Consider the following 17177-nt stretch of genomic DNA (forward strand, 5'->3'; position numbering starts at 1 on the left):
TGGCCTATCTTCGCAATAGAGGACACGTTAGAAACCCTTATGCTGCCATCTTCAACTCCTGCTGCTCGAACTCTTCTGGGGAGCAATAGCCAATGGCAGAGTGTAGCCTCTTGCGATTGTAAAAACCTTCGATGTAACAAAAGATCCGGCTTTGCGCCTCCTGCCGGGTTTTGAAGGAGCAGTGGTAAACCAGCTCTCTCTTTAGTGTCGAGAAGAATGTCTCCGTCACAGCGTTATCGTAGCAGCATCCGGTGCCGCTCATACTTTGCATGCCGCCAGCTTTGCTGATCGTGGTACCGAAGCGCTTACTGCAGTACTGCGAACCGCGATCGCTGTGGAAGATGAAGCCTGCTCCTGGCCGCCGCTTAACCGCTGCATTGGCAAAAGCCGTTACAACAAGGTCGTCTGTCATTCGGTCGCTCATGCTCCAGCCAACGATTCGGCGGGAGAACAGATCCAGCACGATTGCCAGGTACAACCAGCCCTGAGCAGTCTCGATATACGTTATGTCACCAGTCCAGACCCGATTAGGGGCTGGAGCCGAGAAGTCCCGCTGTAAAAGGTTTGGCGCCACAGGCCGTTTGTGATCCGAGTTCGTGGTGACTTTGAATCGCCGCTTAGTCTTCACTCGCAGATCATTTTCACGCATCAGGCGCCAGACGCGGTTCTTTCCGACGTACTGTTGTTGCTTTCGCAGCTCTTTGACTACTCGTACTGCACCGTACGTCTTGTCGCTGTCATGAAAGGCTTTTTTGATAGCTGGCAGCAGTGCCTGGTCTTCACGCTGCCGCTTGGTTACCCGGCCGGCTGCGTGGGCGTAATACCAACTCCGAGTCACTCCAAGAACTCGGCACATCTCCTGAACTCCGAATTCGGAGCGGTGCTCGGTTATGAACCCGAATATCGATTCGGATCCGTCGAGAAGATGGCCACTGCTTTTTTTAGGATTTCACGCTCGCGGAGTAGCCTCTCGTTCTCTTTACGCAGGTGCTTCAGCTCGGCTTCAACTGATGCATGGTGAACTTTTACAGGATCTTGTTGGTCCCGATGTTTCTGGACCCACCCTTTGAGTACCCCATGGGTGATCCCTAGGCTGCTCTCTACCTCACGGATGGTTCGGCCTTCATCAATGACTAACTTGATCGCTTCTTGCTTGAACTCTGAATCGTACTTGCGATTCGATCTCATGACACACCCTCCTGGCTCGTTAGGATATATGGTGTGTCCTCAAAAGTGAAGATAGCTCAGACATTGCAGCCGCAAGTGACTCCCTCACCCGGCCTTTGGCCACCCTCTCCCGGAAGGAGAGGGGAGAGGGGAGAGGGGAGAGGGACGGGGGGGGAGGGTTGGAGGGTTAAGCCAGCTCGAAGTTGTTCTGGTAGGCGGCCAGCGTGTTGATCATCAGCGCGGCCACGGTCATGCGGCCGACGCCGCCCGGAACCGGGGTGATCCACTCGCACTTGGGGGCGACCGCGTCGAAAGCCACGTCGCCGACGATCTTGCCGCTTTCCAGGCGGTTGATGCCGACGTCGATCAGGGTGACGCCGTCCCTCACCATGTCAGGGGTTATGAACCCGGGGATCCCGACGGCGACGATGACGATGTCGGCTCGGCGGGTTTCCTCGAGCAGCAGCTCGCGCGGCGTTTCGATGTGGGTGAGCGTAACCGTGGCGTTTCCGATGTCGAAGTCGTTGGAGAGCATGATGGAGATGGGCTTGCCGACGATGTTGGAACGCCCGATGACGACGCAGTGCCTCCCTGCTACCGGCACCTGGTAGAACTGCAGCAGCTTGCAGATGCCGTAGGCGGTCGCCGGACGGAACGCCTTCTGCCCCAGGGTCATCCGCCCGAAGTTGGTGGGGTGGAAACCGTCGATGTCCTTCTCCGGCGAGATCGCGTTGATGACACGCTGGGCGTTGATCTGCTTGGGGAGCGGCAGCTGCACGATGACGCCGTCGGTAGAATTGTCCTCATTGATCTCTGCGATCAAGGCGAGAAGCTCCTTCTCCGAGACCGTTTCGGGGAGGCGGATCAGGTTGCTGTCGAAGCCCGAAAGCGAGCATGTGGTGATCTTCGATTTTACGTAGGACTCGCTGGGGGCATGGTTGCCGACGAGGATCACGGTCATGTGCGGTTTCCTGAGACCCGCATCTACGTGGCGCGCAACCTGCTTGGCGATCCCTGCAATCAGGCTGTCGGCGCATTTCTTGCCATCTAATAGGTTCATGCTGGTTCCTCTGAAGTTTGCCTCGGCGCAGGAGAGAGGAGGGTGTGCCGATCAACGAGTAGTAGCATAAAAAAAGTCACGGCTCAACAGCTAGTTAGCGTGAACCGGTATACGCTAAGGTGGCTTCGGTGGCTGGGGCGGGAGATCATGTCCGGGCTTTTCAGCGCAGGCTGTCGAGCTGTCAGTATACGGCTTAATCTGCCCCCGCTATGCCGTAAACCGGCGCCATTTCAGGCGCTTGCCTGATTTGTAAAATTAATGAACTTTAAATGTTAAACAGGAAGTATACCATTACTAAACTTTTTGTTGACAAAATCCGGGCAACGCAATACATTGCCAAAATACAAAAGGTTTACTGTTACTAAACCGGGGAGGACACTTGAAAATCGGTGAGAGGTTGAAGAGGCTCAGGATGGCCAATTCGCTGACTCAGGAAGAGCTGGCCAGCCGCGCCGATCTGACCAAGGGCTTCATTTCGCAGCTGGAGAACGATGCGACGTCACCGTCCATCGCGACGCTGAAGGACATCGTCGACGTCCTCGGCATCAGCATGCAGGAGTTCTTCAGCGAGGAAGTCGACCAGGACATCGTCTTCGGTAAAGATGCCCGGGTGCAGGCGACGGACGACGGCGACAACGTCAAGGTGGAACTCCTGGTGCCGGGCGCGCAGAACCGTGAGATGGACCCGGTGCTGGTGACGCTCGATCCCGGCGGCGAGATGGACGAACAGCCCATCCACGAGGGCGAGGAGTTCGGTTTCGTCATCTCCGGGAAGGTGCAGTTACGGTTGGATGACAAGCTGTACACGGTGGACAAGGGGGAATGCTTCTACTTCTCCTCGGACCGCAAACATGCAGTCAAGAATGTAGGAAAGAGCGCGGCGAAGCTGCTCTGGGTTGTGACACCCCCAACGTTTTACTATTGATAAGAAGGAGAGCTAGTCAAATGAGCAAAGTATTGATTATCGGGGCAGGCGGCGTAGGCGGGGTTGTTACCCATAAGTGTGCCCAGGCAACCGGCGTGATCACCGCCATTACCCTCGCTTCCCGCACCGAATCCAAGTGCCGCGCCATCGCGGACCAGATAGAGTTCCCGATCGGTACCGCCCAGGTGGACGCCGACAACGTGCCGGAGCTGATCGAGCTGATCAAGCGCGAGCAGCCCAAGCTCGTCATCAACGTGGCGCTGCCGTACCAGGACCTGACCATCATGGACGCCTGCCTGGCCACCGGCGTGGACTACCTGGATACCGCCAACTACGAGCCGCTGGACACCGCAAAGTTCGAATACAGCTGGCAGTGGGCCTACCAGGAGCGCTTCAAGGAGAAGGGGCTCATGGCCCTGCTCGGCTCCGGCTTCGACCCGGGCGTCACCAACGTCTACACCGCCCTCGCGGCCAAGAAGTACCTGGACGAGGTGCACGAGATCGACATCATCGACGCCAACGCGGGCAACCACGGCCAGCCCTTCGCCACCAACTTCAACCCGGAGATCAACATCCGCGAGGTGACCGCTGCCTGCCGTCACTGGGAGAACGGCGACTGGGTCGAGACCTCGCCGCTGGCAACCAAGCGCGTCTTCGACTTCCCGGACGGTATCGGCCCGATGAACATCTACCGCATGTACCACGAGGAGATGGAGTCGCTGGTGAAGCATATCCCGACCATCAAGAAGGCGCAGTTCTGGATGACTTTCTCGGATAACTACTTGAAGCACCTCGAAGTGCTGCAGAACGTAGGCATGACCCGCATCGACGAAGTGGAGTTCAACGGCCAGAAGATCGTTCCGCTGCAGTTCCTGAAGGCGGTACTGCCTGATCCCGGCAGCCTCGGTCCGCTCACCAAGGGGCGCACCTGCATCGGCGTCATCGCCCGCGGCATCAAGGACGGCAAGCGCAAGCAGGTCTACATCTACAACATCTGCGACCACGAGGCGTGCTACCGCGAGGTGAAGAGCCAGGCCATCAGCTACACCACCGGCGTGCCCGCGGTCGTGGGCGCCGTCATGATGCTTACCGGCAAGTGGCGCGGCGAAGGCGTGTTCAACATGGAGCAGTTCGATCCGGAGCCGTTCATCGAGAAACTGGGCCCCATGGGCCTCCCCACCGTGGTAGTCGACGGTGGCGACTGGGCGGAACTGTAAGTGACCAGACTGCACGTGCAAGAGATGACGCGGCTCGCCCCGTCCCCGGCCTTCGTGGTCGACCTGGGGCGGCTGCGCCACAATTTGGCCATACTTGACGAGGTGCAAAAGCGCAGCGGCGCCAAGATCCTTTTGGCACTGAAGGCGTTCTCCATGTGGAGCGTCTTCCCGATCATCGCGCAGACGCTGCACGGGATCTGCGCCAGCTCCCCCTGGGAGGCGCGCCTTGGTCGCGAGGAATTCGGCGGCGAGGTGCACAGCTTCTCCGCGGCCTTCAAGGAAAACGACGTGGCGGAGCTCCTCACCACCTCGAACCACCTGGTGTTTAACTCCTTCAACCAGTTGGAGCGCTTCCGCCCCATGTGGGAGAAGTACGCCGGCCGCGTCTCCATCGGCCTCCGGGTGAATCCGGGGCACTCCGAGGGGCACACGCCGATCTACGACCCCGCGGCCCCCAAGTCGCGCCTGGGCATCCTGCGCTCCGAGTTCGAGGGCAAATCGCTCGCCGGCGTGGAGGGACTGCACTTCCACACCCTGTGCGAGCAGCTTTTCGAGCCCCTGGAGCGGACCTCCAAGGTGTTCGAGGAGACGTTCGGAGAGTTCCTGCCCCAGATGAAATGGCTGAACCTTGGGGGAGGGCACCACATCACCCGCGAGGGGTACGACATCGACGCCCTGGTCGAGCTGGTGCGCTACTACCGGGAGAAGTACGACCTCGAGGTCTACCTGGAGCCGGGCGAGGCGATCGCCATCGGCACCGGCATCCTGGTCTCCGAGGTGCTCGACGTGGTGCACAACGAGGCGGACATCGCCATCCTGGACGTCTCGGCCACCTGCCACATGCCCGACATCCTGGAGATGCCCTACCGTCCCGAGATCCAGGACGGCTTCCTCCCGGGAGAGAAGGGGCACGACTACCGGCTGGGCGGCCCCTCCTGCCTTGCGGGCGACGTCATCGGCGACTGGTCCTTCGACCATGAGCTGGTGCCGGGGGAGAAACTGGCGTTTCTGGACATGTCGCACTACACCATGGTCAAGACGACCACCTTCAACGGCATCCAGTTGCCGCACATCTGTACCTACGAACCCGAGACCGGTGAACTGCGCGTCGTGCGCAGCTTCGGCTATGAAGATTTCAAGAACCGTTTGTCGTGATGACTGTCAACATCCCACTTTGCTGAACATGGTGAACTGAAAATGGCTAAATGGACCATCAACGATTCCTCCAAGATCTACAACATCGATAACTGGGGCGCCGAACTCTTCTCGGTCAACAAGAAGGGTAACGTCTGCGTGCACCCGACCCCCAATTCAAAATACTCGATAGATCTCAAGGTGCTGGTCGACGACCTGATCAAGAGAAAGATCAAGCCGCCGATCCTTCTGCGTTTCATGAACATCCTGGAGGGGCGTATCGCCTCGATCAGCCGCGTCTTCAAGAACGCGATTCACGACAACAACTACCCGGCCAAGTACCAGACCTTCTACCCGATCAAGGTGAACCAGCAGCGCCAGGTGGTCGAGGCTATCGCCAACTTCGGCAAGAAGTACAACATCGGCCTCGAGGTCGGCTCCAAGCCCGAGCTGGTGGCGGCCATCTCCATGGTGACCGGCAGCAACCTCCCCATCATCTGCAACGGCTACAAGGACACCGAGTTCATCGAAACCGTGCTCTTCGCAACCCGCGTCGGCTACGACATCACCATCGTGGTGGAGAAGCTCTTCGAACTTGAGAAGATCGTCGAGGTGGCCAAGCGCACCGGGATTACCCCGAAACTCGGCATCCGCGTGAAGCTCTCCTCCAAGGGGATCGGCAAGTGGTCCACCTCCGGGGGCGAGGACGCCAAGTTCGGCCTGCGCATCTCGGAGATCATCGCCGCCATCGACATGCTCCGCGAAAACGGCATGCTGAACACGGTGAAGCTGCTGCACTTCCACGTGGGGAGCCAGATCACCAAGATCGATAAGATCAAGAACGCCCTGATCGAGGGGACCAGGATCTATGCCGAGATGAGGAAGCTCGGCGTCGACCTCGAGTTCCTGGACATCGGCGGCGGCCTCGGCGTCGACTACGACGGCTCCAAGTCGAGTTACTTCTCCAGCGTCAACTACTCGCTCGAGGAGTACGCCAACGACGTCATCTACCAGGTGAAGAACATCTGCGACGACGCCGGCGTCCCGTGCCCGAACATCATCTCCGAGTCCGGCCGCGCCACGGTCGCGCATTACTCGGTACTGATCACCGACGTCTTGAACAACAACACCCAGACGCTCATGCCGGACTTCGAGTTCATCCTCACCGAGACGGAGAAGCTCTCCCCGACGGTCAAGAAGCTCGTGGACATCTACAAGAGCATCGACAAGCACTCCCTGCGCGAGGACTACCACGACACCATCCAGCTGATCCAGGAGTCGGTGAGCCTCTTCAACCTGGGCTACCTGAACATGGCCGAGCGCGCCAACGCGGAGTGGATCTACTCGAAGATCATCAGGAAGATCAACTCCATCGTGGATAAGATGAAGCCGATCCCGGACGAGCTGCAGAACTTCCAGCTGAGCCTCCGGCAGACCTACTTCGCCAACTTCTCGCTGTTCCAGTCAATCCCGGACTCCTGGGCCATCGACCAGCTCTTCCCTATCGTCCCGATCCAGCGCCTGGACGAGAAGCCGGACGTGCTGGCCTCCATCGCCGACATCACCTGCGACTCCGACGGCGAGATCACCAGCTTCGTGGGGGAGAACGGCAGGACCAAGGCGCTGCCGCTGCACAAGATCAAGGGGGACGAGCAGTACTACATCGGCTTCTTCCTGATCGGCGCCTACCAGGAGATCCTGGGCGACATGCACAACCTCTTCGGCGACACCAACGCGGTGCACATAACCTTCAACAAGAAGACCAACTACAAGATCGATACGGTGATCACCGGCGATGCCACCTGGGAGAGCCTGAAGTACGTGCAGTACGACGCCCAGGAGATACTGAAGCGCGTCAGGAACAACCTGGAGAAGGATGTCTCGCTGCAGAAGGTGTCCATCGAGGAGAGCAGCCACTTCCTGGAGCTGCTGGACAAGACGCTGCAGTCCTACACCTACCTCGGCGAGTAACCTCACTCTTTTTTAAAGTTCTTTTTTTTGCTGTCGATACAGTACAGGGGAAAGCCAAGCGGTTTTCCCCTGTTGCTGTTTCAGCAATGCCGTTTGTCTTGTACGTTGGTTTCGAAAAGCGGCTTATAATTTGGACTTTCTCAGTAGCCTGTGTTAAACTTTGCTGCCGATAGGGTCAGGTAGCGCCTCGTTTCAAAGAAACATCGCGGCATCCATCTCGAGGTGTGGAGGACGTAATGCTTATTCAGGTGAGCTACGACGACAACAAGTATGACTACGTCAAAGACTTCATGCTGGACAAACTGATCCAGTCCGGCACGATCTCCAGTTTCAGGCGCAGGTCGGGCTGGGTCCGTGTCGGTGTCGATCCGGTTCGCACCCCGCGTCGCGAGCCGTACAACGGTGTCGAGAGAAGGGGCGCCAACGCCTGATCCGACCCTGGCCTCCTGCTCCGGCGGGAGGTTTGCCGCCGCCTGACCACACCATCTTCACCGGTTCCCCTCACCGCATCCTTCCGAACCCCCTCCTACTCCTGACGCGGCTGCCGCCGTCTTCCGAGCACGCAAAGCGCCATTCTTATTGTCGACAAACAGGACCCTAATGGTATCATTGTCGTGTTGCGTGACATCACAGCGTCGTCTGGCTTCGCCAAGCGACACAGAGGAGGGTAACGATGATCAGATTAACAGCGGCCCGGGTCGCCGGTTTGTTCACGGCAGCGTTTTTGTTTGCAGCACCTGTGCTCGCCTCGGCTGCCACCTGGAACATAGACCCCGATCACAGCAGCATAGGTTTCAAGGTCCGGCACCTGATGGTCTCCAACGTCAAGGGAGTATTCGGGAAGGTTTCGGGTGTGGTCAACATCGATGACCGCGACCTCACCAGGTCCTCGGTCACGGCGACCATCGATACGACATCCATCGATACCGGTGTCGCCAAGCGAGATGCCCATCTCAAAAGTCCGGACTTTCTGGATGTGGCCAAGTATCCAACCATGACCTTCGTCTCCACGGGGCTGACCAGGGGGAGCGGCGGCAGCTTCAAAGTCCTGGGCAACCTCACCCTGCACGGGGTGACCAGGCCGGTGGTACTCGACGTGGAGGGGCTTTCACCCGAGGTCAAGGACCCGATGGGGACCATCCGGCGCGGCGCCGCGGCCAGCACTGCCATCAACAGGAAGGATTTCGGTCTGACCTGGAACAAGATGCTGGAAGCGGGCGGTGTCGCGGTCGGCGACGAGGTAACGATCAGCATCGAGGTCGAGATGACCAAGGCCAGATGATCACCGAGTGTCTTTGAGCTGGAACAGGGGGGGCGTTCTCCAGGTGGAGGACGCCCTCTTCGTTTGAAAGGTTGAACAGCTCCCCGGCGGCCGCATGTGGCGGTTATACACCCCCTGAAGAAGCGATAATTCCTGTATTATCAGATTGTTGTCTTTGAGGGGGAAGGCGCGGGGCTGGAAACGGGGTGCCGGGGTGTATGAAAAAAACATACTATCGTGACGGCCCTTCGTTGCGACCTGTATGGTCCATCTTTAAAAACAGCTTTTATTTCAGGTTGTTGCGCGGTAATTGGGGTGCTGGTCGATATCTGGCACGCTTGATGCTCTTCATGAGTCCAGCAGGCTAACGACCGATCCTAAAAGGAGGATGTCATGAAAGCGAGAGCACCTATTACCTCGATCATCGCAACAGTCGCATCGGCAACATCGGCTTTTGCAGCCAACGGTGCGCAGGCGGACGAGCCTGGCATCCTTGTCTGGGCTTTCATGGGCTTTGCCGCCGTCATCGTGGCGGGACAGATGGTTCCCGCGGCCATGCTGGTCATCGGCGCGGTGAAGGCGCTGTTGAGCAAACCGGAGGCTGCCAAGTTGAAGGCGTAACAAGGATGGTGTAGTCCGCTGTAACGAGAAAAGCCGCTCTTTCGAGCGGCTTTTCCATTTTCACCTGTGTGCGCCGAACGTTACCCCTTGAGCCGGTCGGCGAGCAGTTCGGCCGTGTGCTTCACCCGTACCGGGGCGCCGTCCTGGTCAAACCCGCCGCTGATCTGCAGCACGCAGCCGGGGCAGTCCATCGCCACGAGGGAGGCGCCGGTATCCTTGATGTTCTTCAGTTTTCTCTTCAGGATGGGAGCCGAGATCTCGGGGAGCTTCATGGAGTAGGATCCCCCCATGCCGCAGCACATGTCACACTCGAACATCTCCTCCAGCTCATACCCCGCCTGCTGCAGCAGTTCGCGCGGCTGTTCCGACACCTTCAGCGTCCTCTTCAGGTGGCAGGAGTCGTGGTAGGTGATCTTGCCCAACTGTTCCCCTTCCTGGAAGCTCAGGCGACCCTCGTCCACCAGGCGCTTCACCAGCGTCGAGAGGTCGACGGTCTTCTCCGCCAGTTTCCTCGCCTTGTCCAGCCACTCGGTCCGCCCGACCGCCTCGAGCGTCTTGGCGAATTCGTGGGCGAGCGCAACGGTACAGGTTGGGCAGGCGGACACCACGTACTGTGCGTCCTGTTGCAAGAGTGCCTCGATGTTGTCGGCTGCGTTCTGGGCGGCCACCTCGTAGGCGCCGCTGTAGAGGGCAGGCGCACCGCAGCAGGTCTGCTCCTCGGGGAAGGCCACCTCGATCCCCGCCTTGTTGAGCAGCTTCACGAGGGCGACCCCTGTTTCGGGGTAGGCGAAGTCGATCAGGCACCCGGCGTAGAAGACCGCCTTTTCCTTCCCCTTGGGCTGCTCGATCCCCGCGTAGATGTCGCGGAAAGGCTTATCGGCTATGGCCGGGAGGCTGCGCCCGTCGGTGAGATCAGAAAGAAAGAGCGGCAGGTGGCGGATGAACTTCCCTGAGGTGAACGGCTTGCCGACGACCGAGGCGGCGCGGAGCATGCCGTGGAAGAGCTTCCTGTTGTTCACCACGCTGAAGATGGCCTTCTGCACCAGCGGCTGCCCCTTTTCCAGCACCAGACGGCGCCGGATCTCCATGATCATCTCGGGAATGTCCAGCTTGCCGGGGCAGACCTGGGTGCAGTTGCCGCACTGGATGCACAGACCCTGGATATCCTCGGACTTCTTCAGCTCGTCGAACCAGGCGGTGAGGATGGTGCCGATGCCGCCGGTGTAGACCTTCCCGAAGACGTGCCCCCCCACCAGGCGGAAGATGGGACAGACGTTCAGGCAGGAGCCGCAGCGGATGCACTGCAGGGCCTGCTTGAACTTCGGGTCCTTGGCCATCTCGCTGCGCTGGTTGTCCATCAGGATGATGTGCAGCTCCTTCATGGAGCCGTCGTCGTTGGGGGTAGGGCCCGTGATGATGGAGACGTAGCTGGTGAGGAGCTGCGCGGTGGCGCTCCTGGGGAGCGCGTCCAGGATGGGGACCACGGTCTCGAACTTCTCCACCAGTTTCTCGACGCCGATCAGTGCCACGTGGACGCGGGGGAGGGTGGTCACGAGGCGCGCGTTACCCTCATTGGTCACCAGCACGATGCTGCCGGTTTCGGCGACGGCGATGTTGGCCCCGGAGATCCCCATGTCGGCGGCCAGGAACTTGGGGCGCAGCTCGTTTCTGGCCACCTTCACCAGGCGCGGGATGTCGGTGTCGAGGCGCTCGTTCACTTCCTTGCTGAAGATGTCGGCGACCTCCTCCTTGGTCATGTGGATGGCGGGCATCACCATGTGGGACGGGGTCTGGCCGGCGAGCTGGATGATCCATTCCCCGAGGTCGGTCTCCGCAACCGAGATCCCTTCCTTCAGCAGGGCCTGGTTCAGGTGGATCTCCTCGGTGGCCATCGACTTCGACTTCACCACGTTGTTCACGCCGTTGTCGCGCGCCACCTTGAGGATGTACTGTTTCACCTCTTCGGGGTCGCGGGTGCGGAACACCTTGGCCCCGAGGGCCTCGGCATTCTTTCGGAAGGTCTCCGCCACCTCGTCCAGATGGCAGGCCGCGGCGGACTTCGCCTCGGCGATGCGGCCGCGCAGCTCCTCGAAGTCGATCCCCTCGTAGGCCTTGGTGCGGTTCACCTTGTAGGCTTCGGAGAACTTGCCGAGCGCGCCGGTAAGGTTGGCGTCGTTCAGCGCCCGGTTGATGGATGCCTTGAATTCCTGTTTCATTTCTTCTCCCCTCCCAGCTCGTCAACGAACAGTACGATCAGCCGCTCCGGCCCGTGCACGCCGATGGTCAGTACGCGCTCGATGTCGGCGGTGCGGCTGGGGCCGGTGATGAAGGCAATGTAGCGGCTGTTCTTGGGGGTGATCCGGGTGAAGAGGGCGCCCTTGTCGGCCACGATGTTGCCTGAAGGTACGAGCGCGATGTGGATCGCGGTAAGTGCCGAGGCGAGGCGCTGGTCCGGCGCAGCCTGGTCCTGCACCAGGGAGCCGGTGTCGGCCACCGCGAAGGACATGTCGCTGATGCCGACCTTGGCCTGTGCCGCGCGCTCCCTGGTCACCTCAAAGCCGAGCCCCGGAACCCCGGCGAGAGGCCCCTGGCCTACCGCATCCAGAAACGGCCCCTTGGCCCAGACCGCGTAGCTGCCGGGACGTTCGCAGACCCCTTCCTGCTTCAAGAAGGAGAGGACGAATTCTACAGCGTCACTGCAGGTGGCGACGCGATGCACTTCCGCCCCGACCCCGACTGCCCTGGCCTTGAATTGCTCGTACATGCTGTTCTTCCTCCATCGTTTGGGTCTTTACCGCTGCGCACATTGCGGCCCGTTTTGCATCGGCCGTTTTTGACGAGGGTAAAGCTGTTTTAAATTCCCCGGAACCTGCTACTCATTCCTCTCATACGTTCGTTCGGCGAGTGGCAGGCAGGGTATATGATAAAAGAGATATTACCATATGGCCAAATAATTCTAGTCGAAAAACTCGCATGAGTAAAGCTATTTATATAGCGTATGCAAAATAACTTGACACCGTTTTGAAAAGGTGGTTAATTGGCCTTACCAAAATGTATAACCTAGTTTGATTGCCCAGTTCTCCGATGTGCCAGCAGTGGGCGTCAGTTAAGTGCAGGTTCGGTCCGAGCCTTTCATTCAATTCATTGTAGATAGTCATTTCTTTTGCCGCCCATACCAGCATCACGAACCAAAGGAGAACTACAGTCATGCCATGGATTCAGAGCTACACCCCCGTTGCGGGAAGCCTCGCGATGTCCGCGCTGGTTGCCGCCATCCCCCTCGTCGTCATCTTCGTCTGTCTGGCCGTGTTCAAGATGAAGGCCCACAAGGCAGGCCCCCTGGCCGTCGCCTCCGCCCTCGCGATCGCAATCTTCGTATGGCAGATGCCGGCGAAACTGGCCGGACTCGCCACACTGCACGGCGCCGCATTCGGTCTCTTCCCCGTCTTCTATATCGTGGTCACCACCATCCTCCTCTACAACATCACGGTCAAGGGGGGACAGTTCGAGATCATCCGCGCCTCGCTGGCGGGACTGACCGGTGACCGCCGCCTGCAGGCACTATTGATCGCCTTCTGTTTCGGCGCCTTCATCGAGGGGGCCGCGGGCTTCGGCACCCCGGTTGCGATCGCGGGCGCTACCCTGGTCGGCCTCGGTTTTCGTCCCTTCTACGCGGCCGGCGTCTGTCTGATCGCCAACACCGCTCCGGTGGCCTTCGGCGCGATCGGCATCCCCGTCGTAGCCCTTGCCGGTGTCATGGGGTACGACGACGCCGGGCTCATGAAGCTCTCCACCATGGTGGGGCGCCAGCTCCCCTTCATCTCCATCTTCATCCCGTTCTACGTCATCATGATCATGGCAGGCTGGAAAAAGACCATCGAGGTGCTGCCGGCGATCGTCGTCTGCGGCGTCACCTTCGCCCTGGCCCAGTGGGGCACCGCGAGCTACCTCGGTCCTTACCTCCCCGATGTGACCGCTTCGCTGCTCACCCTGGCCGCCCTGGTCACACTGCTCAAGTTCTGGCAGCCGGCGACGGTCTGGACTTTCGACCACGAGCCGGAGTTCAGCGGCAAGGAGAGCCACGACTACACCGGAGCCGAAGTGTTCCGTGCCTGGGCTCCCTACCTCGTTCTCACCATCATGGTCCTCGTTTGGGGTATTCCTTCCGTGAAGACCTCTCTCGACAAGAGCAAGCTCGTGATTCCCGTCGCCGGCTTGGATAACGCCATCGTGAAGAAAGTTTCCAAGCCCGAAGACGGCGCCAAGAAGGTCGCCGCGGTCAAGGCCGAAGCGGCCAAACAGGCCGCGCTTCTCTCCCCGGCGGATCCCAAGCAGGGGACCCTGGCCGCCGGCCTCACCGAACTGCAGGCGCTCGAGGATAAGGTGCTGGTTGTCGAGCAGAGCCTCCCGGCCGGCAAGCCGGTGGTCACCGCCGAGCGGCTGGCCGCCTACGACGCGGTAGACAAGAAGCAGAAGGATCTGCAAAAGATCCAGAAGGAACTGGTGGAAGCGAAGGCCGTGGACAAGGCGCAGTTCAAGGCGCTGGACAAGGCCCTCACCGACCAGCTCCCGGCCAAGGTGCCCGCCAAGTTCACCTTCAACTTCATGTCCGCAGCCGGCACCGCCATCCTGATCGCGGCCATCATCTCCGCTCTCATCTGCGGCGTGGGCGTCGGCCAGTTCTTCCAGGTGCTGGGTAAGACCCTGTACGACATGCGCTGGCCCGCGGTCACCGTCGCCTCCGTGGTCGGTCTCGCCTTCGTAATGAACGCATCGGGCATGACCACCAGCATGGGGATATCCTTCACCAAGGCGGGCGCCATGTTCCCGTTCCTCTCCCCGTTCCTGGGCATGCTGGGCGTTTTCCTGACCGGTTCCGACACCTCCAGTAACGTCCTCTTCGGCGGCCTGCAGAAGGTGACCGCGGAGCAGCTCGGCATGAACCCGCTCCTGACCGGTGCCGCCAACACAAGCGGCGGCGTCATGGGCAAGATGATCTCCCCGCAATCCATCGCCGTAGCTTGCGCCGCCACCGGCCTCGTCGGCGAGGAAGGGAACCTGTTCCGCTTCACCTTAAAGCACGCCCTGTTCCTCACCACCATGATGGGCATCATCGTGGCGCTGCAGGCCTACGTCTTCCCCTGGATGATCCCCTGACAGACGGCAGCAATCCCCGGGAGGGTGCACCTCCCGGGGATATTCCTGCGCCCAGGGGGGCGGCTGGAACCGGTCCTTGCACGTGCAACTCCCCGCTTCCGATTCCCGGCGCCGGGACCACCTGAAAACCGCGAAGGGCCCATGGCATGGCGACAAACCTCATCAAGATAACCTGGCAGACCGTACTCCTTTGGCTGGTGTTTCGCCTGGGGGGGTACCTGGTTGGCGCCCTGCATCTCTCCCTCCCCGGCAACGTGGCCGGGATGCTGCTCATGTTCGCCCTGCTGACGAGCGGCCTGGTGAAACCGGCCTTGATCGAGGCGGCGAGCGGTTTTCTTCTTAAGCACTTCGCCTTCTTCTTCATCCCGATCTCGGTGGGGCTCATGTCCTTCGGTCCCCTGGTGCGCCAAAGCGGTCTGGCGCTGCTGGCCATCCTGCTGGTGAGCGCGCTGGCAGGTGCCGCGGTGACAGGGGTGTCGGTGCAAATGCTGCAACGCAGGAGGGAGCCGTGAAACTGCTCCTCTTCACCCTTTTCGTGCTGCTCACCCTGGGGACCTACCTGGCCACCCGCTGGCTCTTCCTCACCTACCGGAACCCGCTGTTGAACCCGGTCTTTCTGAGCACGGTGGCCATCATTGCGCTGCTGCAGGCGACCGGACTCACGCTGGAGGATTACCGACCCGCGAAGGACGCCATGACCTTCCTGCTGGGGCCGGCCACGGTGGCGCTGGCGCTGCCGCTCTACCACAACCGCCAGGTGCTGAAGAAGTACGCGCTTCCGGTCCTCTCCGGTGTCGCCGCCGGCTCCCTTACCACCATGGCGGCGGCGCTCGTTGGCGGACGGTTGCTGCACCTCGATGACGGCGTGCTCCTCTCGCTGGGACCCAAGTCGGTAACGGTGCCGATCGCGGTGGAAATCTCCCGCCTCACCGGAGGCGACGCGAGTCTCACCGCCGCCTTCGTGGTGGCCACCGGGATGATCGGTTCCATCGCGGGGCCCCTCCTGCTCACCCTGTGCCGGGTGCAGAGCCCGGTTGCGCGCGGGCTTGCCCTGGGGACCGTGTCGCACGGGCAGGGGACCGCGGTGGCGCTGCTGGAAAACGAGACCGCCGGCGCCATGGGCGGGGTCGCCATGGCCATCGCGGCGGTGTTCACCGCGCTGGTGGCCCCTTACTATCTGCCTCTTTTCCTGCGCTAGCGGCGACAGCGGCTAACGGTTCAACCTCACATGAAAGAAAGGAAGAAACGCCATGGAACATAGCTTCATAAAGGCCCTCAGCGAGATAGTGGGGGCGCAGTACACCCTTTCGGATCCGGAATCCCTCGCCTGCTACGGCTACGACTCGACCCCCGAGCTGCAGAGCCGCCCCGGGGTGGTCGTGCTTCCGGGTACTTCCGAGGAGATAGCCAAGGTGATGGCACTTTGTGACGGCGCCGGCGTGCGTGTCACCCCGCGCGGCTCAGGGACGAACCTCTCGGGCGGGTCCATCTCCTTCGACTCCGGCGTCGTGCTGCAGACCAGCAGGATGAACCGGATCATCGAGATCGACGAGGAAAACCTCACCGCCACCGTCGAGACCGGCGTGATCACCTCCACCCTGCACCGTGAGGTTGAGGCGAAGGGGCTCTTCTATCCTCCCGACCCCGGTAGCATGAACATCTCCACCATGGGGGGGAACGTCGCCGAGAACTCCGGGGGGCTGAGGGGGCTCAAGTACGGGGTCACCGACGACTACGTCATGGGGCTGAAGACCATTCTCGCCGACGGCGAGGTGCTGAAGACCGGCGGCAAGGTGGTAAAGGACGTGGCGGGGTACAACCTGAACCAGCTCCTCGTCTCCTCGGAAGGGACCCTCGGCGTCTTCTCCGAGATCACCGTGAAGCTGATCCCGAAGCCGCAGACCAAGAAGACCATGCTGGTGCATTTCCCGCAACTCGAGCAGGCAGCGCTCACCGTCTCGCACATCATCGCGGCGCGCATCATCCCGGCCACCCTGGAGTTCCTGGACCGCACCACCATCAAGTGCGTCGAGGAGTACGCCCACGTCGGGCTCCCCCTGGACGTGGACGCCGTGCTCCTCATCGAGGTGGACGGGCACCCCGCCCAGGTCGAGGAGGATGCCGCCGGCATCCGTGACATCTGCGAGCGGCACCACTGCTCCTTCTTCCAGACCGCGGCCACCCCCGAGGAGGCGCTGAAGCTCGCCACCGCGCGCCGCGTCGCGCTCTCCGCCCTGGCCCGGGTCCGTCCCACCACCATCCTTGAGGACGCCACCGTGCCGAGGAGCTGCATCGCCCCCATGGTGAAGCTGATCCAGGACACGGCGAAGAAGTACGACCTCCTGATCGGCACCTTCGGTCATGCCGGCGACGGCAACCTGCACCCCACCTGTCTCACCGACGAGAGAAACCCCGACGAGATCGCCCGCGCCCACAGGGCCTTCGGGGAGATCTTCGAGGCGACCATCGCCATGGGGGGGACCATCACCGGTGAGCACGGCGTGGGCGTGGCCAAGAAGAAGTATCTCCCCAAGCTGGTCGGAGAATCCGGCCTCAAGGTGATGCGCGGCATCAAGGGGGCCTTCGACCCCCGGGGCATCCTCAATCCGGGGAAAATATTTTAAACAGGTTGAGGTTAAGGTTGAGGTTGAGCAAAGACCTTCG

General features: G+C 60.7%; 16 protein-coding genes. 11 read left to right on the top strand and 5 right to left on the bottom strand.

All coding sequences use genetic code 11. The annotated features are described in order from the left end of the window. Nucleotides 1-37 precede the first annotated feature (37 nt). The 3 genes from KOM00_RS19200 to KOM00_RS19210 all read right to left on the bottom strand — a co-directional run bounded on the left by KOM00_RS19200 (nucleotide 38) and on the right by KOM00_RS19210 (nucleotide 2227). Complete coding sequence (locus tag KOM00_RS19200; protein WP_216500667.1) at nucleotides 38-904, bottom strand: IS3 family transposase; 867 nt, start codon at nucleotides 902-904, stop codon at nucleotides 38-40. After that, nucleotides 889-1188 carry a transposase gene (locus KOM00_RS19205; protein WP_216500633.1) on the bottom strand — a complete coding sequence of 100 codons (300 nt, stop codon included), beginning with the start codon at nucleotides 1186-1188 and terminating at the stop codon, nucleotides 889-891. Before KOM00_RS19205 ends, KOM00_RS19200 begins: the two co-directional genes overlap by 16 nt. Nucleotides 1189-1354: 166 nt before the next feature. Then, a complete protein-coding gene (locus KOM00_RS19210; protein WP_216500634.1) occupies nucleotides 1355-2227 on the bottom strand; it encodes a bifunctional 5,10-methylenetetrahydrofolate dehydrogenase/5,10-methenyltetrahydrofolate cyclohydrolase in 873 nt (290 codons plus the stop codon). 379 nt (nucleotides 2228-2606) lie between these two features. On the opposite strand from KOM00_RS19210, the gene KOM00_RS19215 reads away from it, so the two are divergent. The 7 genes from KOM00_RS19215 to KOM00_RS19245 all read left to right on the top strand — a co-directional run bounded on the left by KOM00_RS19215 (nucleotide 2607) and on the right by KOM00_RS19245 (nucleotide 9356). After that, nucleotides 2607-3152 carry a helix-turn-helix domain-containing protein gene (locus KOM00_RS19215; protein WP_183348805.1) on the top strand — a complete coding sequence of 182 codons (546 nt, stop codon included), beginning with the start codon at nucleotides 2607-2609 and terminating at the stop codon, nucleotides 3150-3152. Between the two features lie 20 nt (nucleotides 3153-3172). After that, a complete protein-coding gene (locus tag KOM00_RS19220) occupies nucleotides 3173-4369 on the top strand; it encodes a saccharopine dehydrogenase family protein (RefSeq protein WP_216500635.1) in 1197 nt (398 codons plus the stop codon). Nucleotides 4370-4393: 24 nt separating this feature from the next. Then, nucleotides 4394-5524 carry a carboxynorspermidine decarboxylase gene (gene nspC, locus KOM00_RS19225; RefSeq protein WP_236027090.1) on the top strand — a complete coding sequence of 377 codons (1131 nt, stop codon included), beginning with the start codon at nucleotides 4394-4396 and terminating at the stop codon, nucleotides 5522-5524. A 42-nt stretch (nucleotides 5525-5566) separates the two neighbouring features. Further along, complete coding sequence (gene speA / locus KOM00_RS19230) at nucleotides 5567-7474, top strand: biosynthetic arginine decarboxylase (RefSeq protein ID WP_216500637.1); 1908 nt, start codon at nucleotides 5567-5569, stop codon at nucleotides 7472-7474. A gap of 236 nt (nucleotides 7475-7710) precedes the next feature. Beyond that, nucleotides 7711-7905, top strand: a complete 195-nt coding sequence (locus KOM00_RS19235; protein ID WP_216500638.1) for a GSU3473 family protein — start codon at nucleotides 7711-7713, stop codon at nucleotides 7903-7905. A 242-nt stretch (nucleotides 7906-8147) separates the two neighbouring features. After that, nucleotides 8148-8756, top strand: coding sequence for a YceI family protein (locus KOM00_RS19240; RefSeq protein ID WP_216500639.1), 609 nt, complete (start codon nucleotides 8148-8150; stop codon nucleotides 8754-8756). A gap of 372 nt (nucleotides 8757-9128) precedes the next feature. Beyond that, nucleotides 9129-9356 carry a hypothetical protein gene (locus tag KOM00_RS19245; RefSeq protein WP_216500640.1) on the top strand — a complete coding sequence of 76 codons (228 nt, stop codon included), beginning with the start codon at nucleotides 9129-9131 and terminating at the stop codon, nucleotides 9354-9356. Nucleotides 9357-9436: 80 nt separating this feature from the next. On the opposite strand, the gene ldhH is transcribed toward KOM00_RS19245, so the two are convergent. Together ldhH and KOM00_RS19255 are read right to left on the bottom strand one after the other, a co-directional pair. Continuing rightward, nucleotides 9437-11572, bottom strand: a complete 2136-nt coding sequence (ldhH, locus tag KOM00_RS19250) for an L-lactate dehydrogenase (quinone) large subunit LdhH (protein WP_216500641.1) — start codon at nucleotides 11570-11572, stop codon at nucleotides 9437-9439. Then, a complete protein-coding gene (locus tag KOM00_RS19255; RefSeq protein WP_216500642.1) occupies nucleotides 11569-12120 on the bottom strand; it encodes a LutC/YkgG family protein in 552 nt (183 codons plus the stop codon). The genes ldhH and KOM00_RS19255 overlap by 4 nt, the downstream gene beginning before the upstream one ends. Nucleotides 12121-12563: 443 nt before the next feature. Between KOM00_RS19255 and KOM00_RS19260 the strand changes: the two genes are divergently transcribed. The 4 genes from KOM00_RS19260 to KOM00_RS19275 all read left to right on the top strand — a co-directional run bounded on the left by KOM00_RS19260 (nucleotide 12564) and on the right by KOM00_RS19275 (nucleotide 17137). After that, complete coding sequence (locus KOM00_RS19260) at nucleotides 12564-14513, top strand: L-lactate permease (RefSeq protein WP_216500643.1); 1950 nt, start codon at nucleotides 12564-12566, stop codon at nucleotides 14511-14513. A 146-nt stretch (nucleotides 14514-14659) separates the two neighbouring features. Continuing rightward, the gene (locus KOM00_RS19265) at nucleotides 14660-15025 is read left to right on the top strand and encodes a CidA/LrgA family protein (RefSeq protein WP_216500644.1); all 366 of its coding nucleotides are present in this window, start codon (nucleotides 14660-14662) and stop codon (nucleotides 15023-15025) included. Further along, the gene (locus KOM00_RS19270) at nucleotides 15022-15711 is read left to right on the top strand and encodes an LrgB family protein (protein WP_216500645.1); all 690 of its coding nucleotides are present in this window, start codon (nucleotides 15022-15024) and stop codon (nucleotides 15709-15711) included. The genes KOM00_RS19265 and KOM00_RS19270 overlap by 4 nt, the downstream gene beginning before the upstream one ends. 52 nt (nucleotides 15712-15763) lie before the next feature. Next, nucleotides 15764-17137: an FAD-binding oxidoreductase gene (locus KOM00_RS19275; RefSeq protein ID WP_216500646.1), complete on the top strand. Its 1374-nt coding sequence runs from the start codon at nucleotides 15764-15766 to the stop codon at nucleotides 17135-17137. Nucleotides 17138-17177 lie beyond the last annotated feature (40 nt).

The sequence above is a fragment of the Geomonas diazotrophica genome (genome assembly GCF_018919385.1).
GTDB classification, from domain to species: domain Bacteria; phylum Desulfobacterota; class Desulfuromonadia; order Geobacterales; family Geobacteraceae; genus Geomonas; species Geomonas diazotrophica.